Below are 12,277 nucleotides of genomic sequence, written 5' to 3'. Positions count from 1 at the left end.
TGGACCCACTCTCATCCATCCCGAACTGAGGTGTGAAACGCTGTTGCGGCAAAGATAGTTGGAGGGTAGCCTCCCGCAAAAATAGCTCAGTGCCAGGGTAATATTCAAAAGGTCTCCTCGTAGGGGACCTTTTTTGTTTATAGAGTTTGCATTTGTGTCCAAGTAGTGACGAGGAAAGTAGCTACGACAGCGATCGCCAGTAATCCTTGAATTAAACTGCCAATGACTGAGCCAATGAGGATACCAATTCCAGCTTTGACGGCAATTTGAATGTCACGTCGGTATAGAAATTCTCCAATGATCGCGCCTACTAGTGGACCGATAAGAATGCCTATCAGTGGACCGCCGACGGGTAATGCTGGCAATAGTCCTAAAAAGCCGAGAAAAAAGCCGACTACTGCTCCAATTTGCCCCCAACGGCTTGCACCAGCTTGCTTTGCCCCGAGATAAGTGGCTAAGAAATCAACTCCTGAATTTAGTAGGAGAACGAGGATAGCGACAGTCAGTGGAATGCCAAGTCCTGTAAAACTGTTTAAAAACCCCCAAGTTACGATCGCTCCAACGATCAAAATCGTGCCTGGGAGTCCTGGAACGACGGCTCCCACAACTCCCACAATCATGACTGCAACAAGAAGCCAGTATAGAATCAGCATTGATATTGGTAGTTTTTGAGGGATTAGTTATTAATTGATGGGTGAAGGAGTTGAGACAAATAGTTACTGGTTAGTAGTAGTTTGTGCCTCTTGCAAGGTGTTCGCTAACTTATCTGCGATGCCAGTAATCCAGATTTCATCTTGGCGGGTATAGCTACGGGGAGCATTAGCACCCAAGATTAAAAGCCCCTCTCTCCCAATTGGTTGACAGATGATTCCTTGAGTATTTTCTGGAAGGAAGCCAAATTCTACCCGCCCTGGATAGAGTTTGAGGTTGACCAGATAAACTGCTTTTTGTTTTTCGATCGCTCTTTGGGCGATCGCCCCTAAATTTACTTGTGCATCAGAGCGAAGAATCCCTCGACGCAACAAGGTTTGACCCCGGTACCACACCACTAGAGTTTTGGTTGCAGTGTTAGTCAGTAGCAGATGAGATGCCCAGGCTAGCTCAGTTTTAATCGCCTCTGGTAAATCGGGAACTAACTCAAACCCTTCTTCGCCAATTAACTCAACCGCTTCTGGAGGTTTGGGTTGGATCTGTTGCCAGAGTAACCCAGTTAAGACCAGCACAGCACTGATAATAATGCCAACGGCATCTGATCTGGCTTGAGAGTCCGTCAGATTAGCGGTTAGTAGGCGGTTGACCAGGAGCAAGCAACTTGCCAAAACACCCACTATGATGGGCAGAAGTCGTAGGAAATAGTTTGGATCTGATTTAGCCATTTTTAGATTGTAGTTGTGTCTATTGGATCGTTTGGAGATTGGTGTGTTTGAACTGTTAGCGTCTGGATTTTTATCGTTGTGGTTAGACGGTGGTGAGGTAAAGCTTTTGAAAGCCACGGATTGGTCGCAATGGCTCAATGCTGACTGGATTGCATCCATTGGGCAACCGAAATCTGCCCCTGATCCCACGGCTATTGCTGCTGTCCAGCAACACCTGAATCGTCTAATTAACCTTCAAATGCCTACTGCACAGCAGGGAGTTTGGATTCAGGTTAGTAATCAAATCCTGGCAGAAAATCAGGGCAATATTCCGCTTTCAGCCGCATCACTGACCAAAATTGCGACAACGTTAGTGGCGTTGGAAACATGGGGCGTTGATCATGAATTTGAGACGTTAGTGGGAGCGACTGGAATTGTTGAGGGAGGGGTGATTCAGGGAGATTTGGTGATTCAAGGAGGGGGAGATCCGTTTTTTGTTTGGGAGGAGGCGATCGCCCTGGGAAACGCCTTAAACCAAATGGGAATTAACCGAGTCGCAGGCAATTTGATTATCGCAGGTGACTTTGCGATGAACTTTCAAACGGATCCTGTCGTGGCTGGGGAGTTGTTGCGGCAGGGGTTAAATGCTGATTTGTGGAATGCAGAGGCAAACGCTCAATATCAAACGCTGCCTTCAGGAACGGCTCGACCTCGTGTGGTGGTTGAGGGTTTAGTGCAAGTGATGGAGTTGGAGGAGGCAAAACGTCGGGCAAATGTTTCGCTCATCCGTCATCGATCGCTGCCTTTAGTAGAGATTCTAAAGGCGCAGAATGTGTATAGCAACAACGTGATGTCTGACTTGTTGGCGGAGCAGTTGGGTGGGGCTGAAATCGTGGCTCGTAAAGCGGCTGAGCGAGCGAGGGTGCCTGCTGAGGAAGTTCAACTGATCAACGGTTCAGGGTTGGGCATGGAGAATCGCATTTCGCCTAAAGCGGTATGTGCGATGTTAGTGGCGATTCAACAGGACTTAGAACCGCATCAATTAAATGTAGCGGACTTGTTCCCAGTGATTGGTCGAGAGCGAGGAACCCTGGGAGGGCGACGCATTCCCACCGGGGCGGCAGTCAAGACCGGGACACTGGATGCGGTGAGTGCATTAGCAGGAGCATTTCCAACACGCGATCGCGGCTTAGTGTGGTTTGCCATTATCAACGTGGGCACAGCAGACCTCCAGGCTTTGCATGATGAACAGGATTTGCTGTTGCAAACGCTACAACAGCAGTGGGGAGCACCTACTCCATTGCCGACTGAAATCACACCAAGCGATCGCGCTTCTCAACCGGGAAATCAATTGGGTGCTCCCAGTCGTAATGAAGTTCTTTGAGGTTGATCTTGATGGGCTAAGGCACAATCTGAGTTGTGATTCTGCCGCCACTGAGGACGATAGTTTGGTTTTGCAGTTTACCCGTTGCCCGTGGACCGCGTGAAGTTACGAGTGGGTTGTTTTGGCGATAATCGACATTGCCTTCAGCTAGAAAATCCTGTGTGGGAATGTTCCAGGTGAGGCGATCGCTCCGTAGCTGAGACTGATTGCGTTGTCCTTCGGCGCGCACATTTTGCGTGAGATACATAATGCGCTTTTGCAAATCAATCTGACCTTGATTAGCGGTGAGAGTGACCTGCTGTTGGCGGTGGACTACTGTTAGAGGTTGATTCGCATTAACTGTTCTGGCTGTGAGGTTCCAGATGAGGGAATTGCCAGAAACCTGGACAGGAGGATCGGCCAAGTTGAGAAAGGCGTTTTGAGTAAGGGTAGCAATTTTTGTCTTCAAGTTAAATTCCGCTCTTTCTCCCGTGGCAGTATCCAGAATTTGGCTTCCCTGGAGGCGATCGATGCGGAGGGGGCGATCGCTTACGGCTGTTTCCGCGTCCATGTTCCAGGTCAACCGTTCGCCTTGCAAGCGCACAGTTGGGTTAGAAGCCAGTCCTACGACTTGACCCGAAAGCTCCATGCGGCGATCGCGGGTTAACACTCTTCCTTCATTGGCAGACATTTGAAATTGGGGATGGCTGCCTCGCAGATTGCCACGAATGATTAGCAATCCTTGTGCCGGGTTCCAATCTAGTTCATCTCCCCGTAGCACAGCCCCAGTCTTGATGTCCGTTGCAACCACCTGCCCTCGCAGCATAATGGTTTCCCCGTTTTCCCGAACTTCACCCTGGCTTGCTTGAATGCGAAAAATTGGTTTGCCGTCCTGAAACAACTCTCCATCCGGATTTGTAACCTGGGCAATTTGTTGGTCCTGGCTGTAAATAGCTTGGTCTGCCCGAACATTCCACAAAGTCTGACCCTGTTCGTTCGCTTGCTCCAGGGTGATGTTGTTGAATGTTAGATTACTTTCAATTTCTTGGGCGGCAGCACTATCTTCAGCCAGTCGCTCAGCTGTCCGATTTCGCTGACGACAACCTGTGGCTAGCAATAGCGTCATGATCAGAACGGCAATCGTCGTCCTGCGCCACCACACGGGGCTTAAGCTAGATTGTTTTAAGTAAGACAAACCCAACATTCATTTCTCGCGCTTTGATTTAGCGTCTTGCTCCACATCAATAGCCTACCGTTCAGAGAGACGAATCAGGTCATCAAATTGCTCCTCAACTCCATTATTTAGTGATTTGCCAGTGGCGTAAGTGCCTTGTTTTTGTGGCATATAGCTTAACCCATCACCGCAGAAACATCATCTGGCTAGAGCACGGATGATCTTCAGTGGGTTGGGGGTTATACCATTCAACTTTTTACTTCTTCTCCTACAATCCCCTTGTAAGTTGGGGCACGATAAGAGTAAGCAAGCTATAATTTTTGCGGATGGGATGCAAACTTTCTTTACGAGCTTTTTTTATGAGCAACCCTTTGGTTCATGCTTTTTTCGTCGGTAGAGCTTTTGCTGAAGCGGTCGGTGAGCAATTAGAAGCTTCTTTGACAAATGCCCTAAGTGACTTGGGCAAGTTTGATGCTGAGCAGCGAGAGAATCTGCGCCAATTTATGGAGCAAGTTCTTGAGCGGGCAAATCGAGAAGAAGCATTGGCTTTGCAAAATCGAACTGGCTCTAGTTATGAGTCATCTAATAAGCAAGAAGATTTGCAAGCCATGATTGACGAACTGCGAGCAGAGACAGCTCAGCTGCGAGCAGAGTTGCAGCTCTATCGCAACCGTTCTAATTAAGATTGTGTGATGACGGTGTAGCCGTTAGTTTAGTTACATTCTGTTTACTTTATTGTTCCCTAAGATTTGTAGGCGATCGAGTGGCTTTTCCTCCTGATGACACTCCTCCATCTAAAAAACGCGCGAGACAGCATGGATCTCCGGCTCATTCCTATGTTTTAGGAGAAAGATTTGATGGACAGAGTAGGTCTACTGATAATGTTATAAGCAGTCTGCCCGTGTCTAATGGGGCAAAATCCTATGGCAGTAAAGCCTATCGCTGGAATCGAGAAAATTATTCTCGGCATCGACGCTTTACTGACATTTGGTCATTTGTGTTGAAGTTGCTGGTGGCTCAGTGGGCTTATAACAAGCCCTGGAGTTATTCCCGTGGCATGACGGATGAGGCTAAAGCGTCTCGTCGGCGATCGCTAGCCATCTGGATTCGTGAGACATTGCTTGACCTGGGACCAACGTTTATCAAAGTTGGGCAGTTATTCTCGACTCGTGCTGATTTGTTCCCCGTTGAATATGTTGAGGAATTGTCTAAGCTTCAGGATCGAGTGCCTGCGTTTAGCTACGAACAGGTTGAGAAGATTATTGCTGAGGATTTTGGTAAAACGATTCCTGAACTCTACAGCAGCTTTGATCCCATTCCGTTGGCGGCTGCAAGTTTAGGGCAGGTGCATCGGGCACAGTTGCACTCTGGGGAAGAAGTAGTCGTCAAAGTGCAGCGACCGGGTTTAAGAAAATTATTTGAAATTGACTTAGCTATTCTCAAGGGAATTGCTCGCTACTTTCAAAGCCATCCCACCTGGGGGCGGGGTCGAGATTGGCTGGGCATCTATGAAGAGTGTTGCCGCATTCTCTGGGAAGAGATTGAGTACATCAATGAAGGGCGGAATGCGGATACATTCCGGCGAAACTTCCGGGATGAGGATTGGGTAAAAGTCCCTCGTGTGTACTGGCGGTATGCTTCACCGCGAGTCCTGACGCTGGAATATTTGCCGGGTATTAAGATTAGCCATTATGAGGCACTGGAGGCCGCTGGCTTAGACCGGAAGGTTCTGGCACAGCTGGGTGCCAGGGCATATTTACAACAATTGCTCAATGATGGTTTCTTCCATGCGGATCCGCATCCTGGCAACATTGCGGTTAGCTCGGATGGGGCGTTAATTTTTTATGACTTTGGCATGATGGGGCGGGTACAACTCGTAACCCGTGAAAAGTTATTAGATACCTTTTTTGGGATTGCTCAAAAGGATGCCGATCGCGTCGTTGCTTCTTTGATTGATTTGGGTGCGCTTGCGCCAGCAGAGGATATGGGTCCAGTCAGGCGATCGATTCAGTACATGCTGGATCACTTTATGGATCAGCCGTTTGAGAACCAATCAGTGTCTGCGATTAGTGACGATTTGTATGAAATTGCTTACGATCAGCCGTTTCGGTTTCCTGCTACGTTTACGTTTGTGATGCGAGCCTTTTCAACACTAGAGGGGGTTGGCAAAGGGTTAGATCCTGAGTTTAACTTTATGGAGGTTGCAAAACCATTTGCAATGCAAATTATGAGTACTGATAATGGGTCTGATTCAAATGGGTTTCTCGGTGAGCTGAGTCGGCAGGCGGCTCAAGTTAGCAGCACTGCATTGGGTCTACCTCGGCGAATTGAGGATACAATCGAAAAACTAGAACGGGGTGATCTGCGTATCCGGGTGCGATCGACGGAAACTGATCGGGTGCTTCGTCGTCTTAGTAACGTTAATATGGGGACTAACTACACCATTTTGGTTGGAGTTTTTACTCTATCAGCTACGATTTTGTTAGTAAACCAATTTATTTGGTTGGCTGTGATATCAGCGATCGCAGCGGCTGTTGCGGCTGTTGCTCTAGTTCGGCTTCTGATTCGTCTCGATCGCTTCGAGCGAATGTTTTAAATTCCACTTGTCTACGATGCTAGTCGTTTTATGAAGTGTCTCTTCACGGGTCTTACCGATCCGGGACTCCTCCGTTCAGTTAATCAAGATGCCTATTACATCGACCCCGATGGACGGTTTTTTATCGTCGCTGATGGTATGGGAGGTCATGCAGGAGGGCAGGAGGCAAGCCGGATTGCGACCCGCTCGATTCAGCTTTATCTGGATGAGAATTGGAACTCGTTAGAACCTTCTAAGACTCTTTTAGAAAACTCATTTCTTAAAGCAAACCAAGCCATCCTACAAGACCAGGTGGCGCACCCAGAGCGGTCAGACATGGGGACGACGGCGGTTGTTGTGATTTTCCGCAATGGTCAACCCTGGTGTGCCCACATTGGAGATTCCCGGTTATATCGATTGCGCGGAGCGAAGCTGGAGCAAATTACAGAAGACCATACCTGGGTGGCGCGAGCGATGAAGCTGGGGGATCTGACGCCTGATCAGGCTCGGATTCATCCCTGGCGGCACATTTTGTCGAAGTGTTTGGGGCGGGAAGATCTGCGCCAGGTGGATGCTCAACCGCTGGACGTGCAACCGAGCGATCGCCTGTTGTTGTGTAGTGATGGGTTAACTGAAGAACTGTCGGATCACCTGATTGCGTCTCATCTCAAATCCATTCGAGCCTGTGACAAAGCGGCGATGGCCTTGGTGAATGCGGCAAAAGATAAGGGTGGACGAGATAACATTACTGTGGTGATTGTGGCGATCGATGGGAACAATCCGCCCCATTGATTTGCTCTTTCAATTCTTTGCTTTTCCAGGGGGAGCGAGAATTCGATAGATAGGTTTTGCAACTACAGATAGGTTTTCTGGTGAATGCTTCGCCTCTACAGTGGGTTGGACGAAACCTGAATGATGCCGCAGCCGATTCTGCCGCCTGCGTTTCCGGTAGGTTGACCAAAGTCATCCATATTTTCGTGCAGGATGATGGCGTGGTTGGCGATCGCGTATTTGCCCTGAGTCAGGTTGAGTCCGGGGATGGTTTCGCTCAACGTGCCCTCGCCATTTGACCGGATGATAATGTTGCCCAGATCACCAGCATGGGCATTATCAAAGCCATCTAACACCAATTGACCATGCTTGACGTTATCGGGGTTGAAATGTCCTCCAGCGGCGTTACCCCCGTCTGCACAGCTTGAGCCTGCATGAATGTGGAAGCCATGTTCTCCAGGTGGGGCATTTTGCACAGTGGCTTGAATGATTACCCCATCGGGTGTGGCTGAGAGGGTGACCTCCCCGGTTAGATCGGAGTCTGCTGCTGTGGCTGCGATCGCGGCTTGCCCCGTAGAAAGCTCGGCGGCTAAGGATTGGAGGGTTGACCCCTGTAAGCCGATGTAGATCAAGGCTAATAGGCTAATCCACAAGAGGAGCGTTAGAGCTTTGGTGATTTTGCGAGCGAAAGGCATAAGCAGGTAGCAAGGGACTGCACCCCAATTTTATAGTGATTTGCTGGAGATGATGAAGGGGGAGAGAAAGTGATGGCAACCGGAGGACGTATTGATGGGCGATCGCAGAAGTGGCTGAATCCCCGTTCTTGTGCAATGGGTTGTTTGGGATACATTGCTGGATTTGTGAGCTTACCCCTGGCGATTTTGTGGTGGGTGAATACACCTCAGATGAAGGCAGAGCGATTTTTAGAAGGAGAAATCCGGGATTGTCAGGGGTGTAATCTCTCGCATCGAGATCTCTCGTTTGCCGAGTTGGATCAGGTCAATTTGTCGAGGGCTAATCTAGAGGGAGCCATTTTAGGGGCAGCAAAGCTAAACGCTGCCAACCTTTCGGGTGCAAATCTCAGGTTTGCAATTCTCCGGCAAGCTGAGTTAAATAATGCCAATTTTGAGGGGGCTGATTTGACCTCGGCAGAGTTTCGTTGTGGCGCGGGAACCTGTACTGATTTGAGGGGAACCAACTTCAAAAATGCTAACTTGACTCGTGCTGATTTTAGAGTGGTTGGATTTACCCCGGTGGGTGAGGTGGGTTTAGAAGGAGTTGATTTTACAGGAGCCGATTTAACGGAGGCAACATTTGAAGGAGCGAGTTTGAGGGGTGCGCTCATGGAGCAAGCCCAATTTTGCAGAACGACTATGCCGGATGGGTCGGTTTCCAATCGAGATTGTGGAGGAGAGTAAGGTGTGAGGTACTGGAGCCAGGAACGAGAAAAGAGGGAGTTGCTGATCTTGGGAATGAATGAGGCATGAGCAGGATGCTCGCACTGGCTTAAACGATTCACCTGAAAGGAGTGTGAGCGTCTCGCTCACGTCTGTGTCAAAATAATCATCCCTCTATTCAGCAACGCCAAAAAGAGAAGGGTGAAAAAGGAGTATACACCTTCACTTCTGAAGCCTTCTGCCATTTATCGCGAGTCTGAAATGCGAATGACGTAGGGCGAATATTGGTTGGTTTCGTAGGAGCCGACCCACACTTCGTAGGTGCCTGAGAGCCATTGTCCGGCAATGCCGGGATTGACCCCGTTGTAGTCATCGTTGCACCAGGTGCCTCCAGGACCACGCACCACGATGGTTGTGTCGTCTGCGCTCTCGACTTGCAAGCTAAGGTAGTCAAAAAACTCGGTTAGGGTGACGGTGTGGTCGGGTTGTTCGTCAATGTAACCAATGCACGGACCTGTGGCTGTGTCTGCTCGTCCTGCCAGGTCGCTTGCTGGTCGTGGACCCCCGCTAATGCCTCGTACCGTTGTCGGATCGGGTGAGAAACCGGGACTGAGGGTAACGTTTTCAAAAATGGTTAGCGGTTGGGATTGAGCGATCTGCGCTCTGGTTGGTAAGGCATTCGAGAAACTGGCTAGCACGCCTGTTGCCGCAACGATCGCCATTGACAGGGTGACTCCCACATTTAAGCGGTGAATGGACATGGTGACTGGGGGACGGGGATAAAGAAAACGATCAGACAGAGAACTAATATTCACGGCGATATCCAGGGCTGAACAGTGGCTCCTCAGATTGTCCTTGACGAGTGGCAATCGTCATAGTTCCGTTGCTCAACCCTGGCTGATGGAGGACAGCGATCGCAATTTGATAGCTCGCAAACCAGGTTGCTTGATAGAGATCTATGGAGATCTATTGTGCGATCGCGATCGCCTGTTGGAGTCGCTGTTGATCTACTCCGTTGTGATGGAGTAATAGCCATGATTGCACCAAATCAGGACCATGCATATCACCTGTGAGTGCGGCTCGTAGCGATCGCATCACCAAGCCCTTCTTCAGCTTTTCAGCAGAGACAACCTGCTGCACGAGAGCCTGAGCGGCTTCGCTGCTCAACGATGGAGTTTCTCCGAGTCCTTTTAGAATACCTTGAAGGGCGATCGCGGTTCCCTCTTGTTGCAGTTGGGTCGTGGCGGCTTCCGTAAAACCGACATCCGCGATGAATAGGTAGCGCGTCATGGCAACCGCATCGTCCAGGCGCGTCAGACTGGCTTGAATGAGTGTGGTTACTTGCTCTAACCAGGGGCGATCGCTTTGGGGATCAAAGGAATAGCCTGCTTCCTGCCAGTAGGGAATGAGCAAATCGGTCAGGCGATCGAGCGGCATATGGTGCAGGTATTGACTGTTAATCCAGTTCAGCTTGTCCCAGTCAAACTTGGCTCCTGCTTTGTTAACTCGCTCAAACCCAAACTGTTGAGCCGCTTCGGTTAAAGCAAAGATTTCTGCCATGCCTTCTGGGGGCGACCAACCGAGCAGGGTCATGTAGTTGGCGATCGCTTCGGCAGTGTAGCCCATTTTTTTGAAGTCGGAGATGGAGGTCACGCCATCCCGTTTAGAGAGCTTGGCTCCAGCCTGATTCAGAATCAGTGGGGTGTGTCCAAACTGAGGAATTGTTGCGCCCAGTGCTTCATAGAGCAGGATTTGCTTGGGAGTGTTACCGATGTGGTCTTCACCCCGAATCACATGGGTCATCTGCATATCGATATCATCGACAACCACTACGAAGTTGTAGAGGGGTTGTCCGACCCCACCCACCTCAGCCGCGCGGGCAATCACCATATCGCCTCCCAGATCACGTCCCTTCCAGGTGACGTTGCCTCGCACCAGGTCATTCCAGGTAATTTCTCGCGCATCGTCAATTTTGAAGCGAATGACGGGCTTGCGACCTTCTGCCTGAAACGCGGCTTCTTGTTCTGGGGTTAGATTGCGGTGGCGATTGTCATAGCGAGGGGCTTCTCCTCTGGCTTTTTGTGCCTCTCGCATAGCATCGAGTTCTTCGGGTGTGTCGTAGGCACGATAGGCTAAACCCTTATCCAGAAGTATCTGGACTTTCTGCCGATACAACTCCATGCGATCGGTCTGGAAGAAGGGTCCCTCATCCCAGGTCAACCCTAACCAGGTCAATCCTTCTAGAATGTTTTGGGTATACTCAGGGCGCGATCGCTCTACATCAGTGTCTTCGACTCGCAAAATAAATTGTCCGCCATGGTGACGGGCAAATAGCCAGTTAAATACAGCGGTACGGGCTGTACCGATATGCAGGTTTCCAGTTGGGCTAGGAGCAAGGCGGACACGAACAGACATAAAGTTAGATGATTTAAAGTTCAGCAAGATGAAGACACATTAAAATTCTAGCGATTCATGGGTAATGTTACGGCGTGAACTCTTTTCACTCGGTTGGGTGAGTACAGTGGTGGGATGGCAAAAATGTGTCCAGTTTTTAGCCTGGATCATGACTAAGCTTCGCTTCATTCGAGCTTTGTTATTACGCTTCGTTAGGTGAGTTGATGAATATTTTTAGTCTTCTCAAACTTTTTGTGGTTATCCTTGTAACCACATTGGCTTTATGTTGGGTGTTGACCTTTCAAAACTTTTTGAACCCGTTGATGAATTTGGGGTTGTTTGCAGTTGGAATTTTAGGAATTAGCCTGATCGGTATGGCAGGCATTGAGGAATTGGATGAACGTTGAAGGTGAAAGCAAGTAGACAGCACCAGTGAGAAGGTAGAAACACGAGCAAACCCCACTGTAGGCTTTGTCTGGATATGGAGTTTAGATATGGCAAAACAGCGATGCCTCTCCTGCTCGCTCAAGTAGATATATTCTCCCGGTTGACAATTCTGGCTAGAAGCTAGAGAAGGGGCTATTTCAGTTATTAGCAGCACTAACTGGGCTATTAAGCTGGGCTATTAAGCGAGTGTGCTGCTTTGAATGAATCTTTCAATGGTGTGATGCAAGTTAGCAGCATCAAACGGTTTGGTTAAATATTCAGTTGCCCCTGCAAGTCGGGCTTGAACGCGATCGAACACGCCATCTCGTGCAGTCAACATAATCACTGGCAACTGTTGAAATTGGGGTAGGTTTCGCAGGGTACGGCATAGCTCGTATCCATCTATGTCCGGCATTGTGATATCAAGGAGCACGATGGATACGGCTTGGTGTGCCAGCAAGGACAATGCTTCTGTCGCACTGCTAGCCGTCAGCAGGTGATAGGAACCTGCCAATGCTCGTTTGATCATTTCTTGCATCAACGGGCTGTCGTCGATGACTAAAACTGTGGGACGAGAGATAGAAGACATAGAGCGTGAGGCGATCGCGCCATTTGCAGTTGAAACTTGAGGGGATAACATGCACCATAATGCAAAAATACATGCCGATTGTTGTATCTAACGAGAATTTCCAGGAATTCTTTAGTAACGCATTCGTCCGTCCTAGTAGTCCACCAAAGGAACTTTGCCTAGTTTAGCGGGTACTGATAAACTGACTCAAAGACTGGAGGGTGTATGAGCCAGAAGAAATATATCGTAAACTT

At 49.2% G+C, this 12,277-nt stretch carries 14 protein-coding genes; 7 read left to right on the top strand and 7 right to left on the bottom strand.

The features are described 5' to 3' along the window. Positions 1–137: 137 nt before the first annotated feature. Together H6G89_RS33975 and H6G89_RS33970 are read right to left on the bottom strand one after the other, a co-directional pair. A complete protein-coding gene (locus tag H6G89_RS33975) occupies positions 138–653 on the bottom strand; it encodes a DUF456 domain-containing protein (protein WP_190514438.1) in 516 nt (171 codons plus the stop codon). A gap of 63 nt (positions 654–716) precedes the next feature. Continuing rightward, the gene (locus tag H6G89_RS33970; protein ID WP_190514437.1) at positions 717–1,376 is read right to left on the bottom strand and encodes a cofactor assembly of complex C subunit B; all 660 of its coding nucleotides are present in this window, start codon (positions 1,374–1,376) and stop codon (positions 717–719) included. 43 nt (positions 1,377–1,419) lie between these two features. On the opposite strand from H6G89_RS33970, the gene H6G89_RS33965 reads away from it, so the two are divergent. Continuing rightward, positions 1,420–2,739 carry a D-alanyl-D-alanine carboxypeptidase gene (locus H6G89_RS33965; RefSeq protein WP_190514436.1) on the top strand — a complete coding sequence of 440 codons (1,320 nt, stop codon included), beginning with the start codon at positions 1,420–1,422 and terminating at the stop codon, positions 2,737–2,739. Between the two features lie 16 nt (positions 2,740–2,755). On the opposite strand, the gene lptC is transcribed toward H6G89_RS33965, so the two are convergent. Then, on the bottom strand, positions 2,756–3,922 hold the full coding sequence (gene lptC / locus H6G89_RS33960; protein ID WP_190514435.1) for an LPS export ABC transporter periplasmic protein LptC: 1,167 nt from the start codon (positions 3,920–3,922) through the stop codon (positions 2,756–2,758). 329 nt (positions 3,923–4,251) lie between these two features. On the opposite strand from lptC, the gene H6G89_RS33955 reads away from it, so the two are divergent. From H6G89_RS33955 to H6G89_RS33945, 3 genes are all read left to right on the top strand, one after another. Beyond that, positions 4,252–4,575: a DUF6825 family protein gene (locus tag H6G89_RS33955; RefSeq protein ID WP_190514434.1), complete on the top strand. Its 324-nt coding sequence runs from the start codon at positions 4,252–4,254 to the stop codon at positions 4,573–4,575. Positions 4,576–4,793: 218 nt separating this feature from the next. Further along, entirely contained in the window at positions 4,794–6,488 is a 1,695-nt protein-coding gene (locus H6G89_RS33950; RefSeq protein ID WP_309230165.1) for an ABC1 kinase family protein, read from the top strand. Between the two features lie 30 nt (positions 6,489–6,518). Further along, a complete protein-coding gene (locus tag H6G89_RS33945) occupies positions 6,519–7,259 on the top strand; it encodes a PP2C family protein-serine/threonine phosphatase (RefSeq protein ID WP_190514433.1) in 741 nt (246 codons plus the stop codon). A 95-nt stretch (positions 7,260–7,354) separates the two neighbouring features. Here the strand turns inward: H6G89_RS33945 and H6G89_RS33940 are convergent, their stop codons facing one another. Further along, entirely contained in the window at positions 7,355–7,933 is a 579-nt protein-coding gene (locus tag H6G89_RS33940; RefSeq protein ID WP_190514432.1) for a superoxide dismutase family protein, read from the bottom strand. Positions 7,934–8,005: 72 nt separating this feature from the next. Here H6G89_RS33940 and H6G89_RS33935 point away from each other — a divergent pair, with 72 nt between their 5' ends. Then, a complete protein-coding gene (locus H6G89_RS33935) occupies positions 8,006–8,656 on the top strand; it encodes a pentapeptide repeat-containing protein (RefSeq protein ID WP_190514431.1) in 651 nt (216 codons plus the stop codon). A 224-nt stretch (positions 8,657–8,880) separates the two neighbouring features. On the opposite strand, the gene H6G89_RS33930 is transcribed toward H6G89_RS33935, so the two are convergent. Beyond that, a complete protein-coding gene (locus H6G89_RS33930) occupies positions 8,881–9,396 on the bottom strand; it encodes a hypothetical protein (RefSeq protein ID WP_190514430.1) in 516 nt (171 codons plus the stop codon). Positions 9,397–9,490: 94 nt separating this feature from the next. Here H6G89_RS33930 and H6G89_RS33925 point away from each other — a divergent pair, with 94 nt between their 5' ends. Further along, entirely contained in the window at positions 9,491–9,664 is a 174-nt protein-coding gene (locus tag H6G89_RS33925; RefSeq protein WP_190514429.1) for a hypothetical protein, read from the top strand. On the opposite strand, the gene gltX is transcribed toward H6G89_RS33925, so the two are convergent. Further along, positions 9,602–11,050, bottom strand: coding sequence for a glutamate--tRNA ligase (gene gltX / locus H6G89_RS33920; protein WP_190514428.1), 1,449 nt, complete (start codon positions 11,048–11,050; stop codon positions 9,602–9,604). The genes H6G89_RS33925 and gltX overlap by 63 nt on opposite strands. Before the next feature lie 254 nt (positions 11,051–11,304). On the opposite strand from gltX, the gene H6G89_RS36075 reads away from it, so the two are divergent. Then, complete coding sequence (locus H6G89_RS36075) at positions 11,305–11,436, top strand: hypothetical protein (RefSeq protein ID WP_255519570.1); 132 nt, start codon at positions 11,305–11,307, stop codon at positions 11,434–11,436. Positions 11,437–11,654: 218 nt separating this feature from the next. Here H6G89_RS36075 and H6G89_RS33915 read toward each other — a convergent pair whose 3' ends face one another. Further along, positions 11,655–12,095 carry a response regulator gene (locus tag H6G89_RS33915; RefSeq protein ID WP_375539719.1) on the bottom strand — a complete coding sequence of 147 codons (441 nt, stop codon included), beginning with the start codon at positions 12,093–12,095 and terminating at the stop codon, positions 11,655–11,657. Between the last annotated feature and the right edge of the window lie 182 nt (positions 12,096–12,277).

The sequence above is a fragment of the Oscillatoria sp. FACHB-1407 genome (assembly GCF_014697545.1).
Lineage (GTDB): Bacteria > Cyanobacteriota > Cyanobacteriia > Elainellales > Elainellaceae > FACHB-1407.
The sequence above is the reverse complement of the archived record's forward strand: the minus strand, read 5'-3'. Positions and strand labels throughout refer to the sequence as shown.

Excerpts from the sequence above, each read along its gene's own strand:
- H6G89_RS33915 (WP_375539719.1), bottom strand. The coding sequence starts at position 12,095 with ATGTTATCCCCTCAAGTTTCAACTGCAAATGGCGCGATCGCCTCACGC.
- H6G89_RS33930 (WP_190514430.1), bottom strand. The coding sequence starts at position 9,396 with ATGTCCATTCACCGCTTAAATGTGGGAGTCACCCTGTCAATGGCGATC.
- H6G89_RS33970 (WP_190514437.1), bottom strand. The coding sequence starts at position 1,376 with ATGGCTAAATCAGATCCAAACTATTTCCTACGACTTCTGCCCATCATA.
- H6G89_RS33975 (WP_190514438.1), bottom strand. The coding sequence starts at position 653 with ATGCTGATTCTATACTGGCTTCTTGTTGCAGTCATGATTGTGGGAGTT.
- lptC (WP_190514435.1), bottom strand. The coding sequence starts at position 3,922 with ATGTTGGGTTTGTCTTACTTAAAACAATCTAGCTTAAGCCCCGTGTGG.
- gltX (WP_190514428.1), bottom strand. The coding sequence starts at position 11,050 with ATGTCTGTTCGTGTCCGCCTTGCTCCTAGCCCAACTGGAAACCTGCAT.
- H6G89_RS33955 (WP_190514434.1), top strand. The coding sequence starts at position 4,252 with ATGAGCAACCCTTTGGTTCATGCTTTTTTCGTCGGTAGAGCTTTTGCT.
- H6G89_RS33935 (WP_190514431.1), top strand. The coding sequence starts at position 8,006 with ATGGCAACCGGAGGACGTATTGATGGGCGATCGCAGAAGTGGCTGAAT.
- H6G89_RS33940 (WP_190514432.1), bottom strand. The coding sequence starts at position 7,933 with ATGCCTTTCGCTCGCAAAATCACCAAAGCTCTAACGCTCCTCTTGTGG.
- H6G89_RS33945 (WP_190514433.1), top strand. The coding sequence starts at position 6,519 with ATGAAGTGTCTCTTCACGGGTCTTACCGATCCGGGACTCCTCCGTTCA.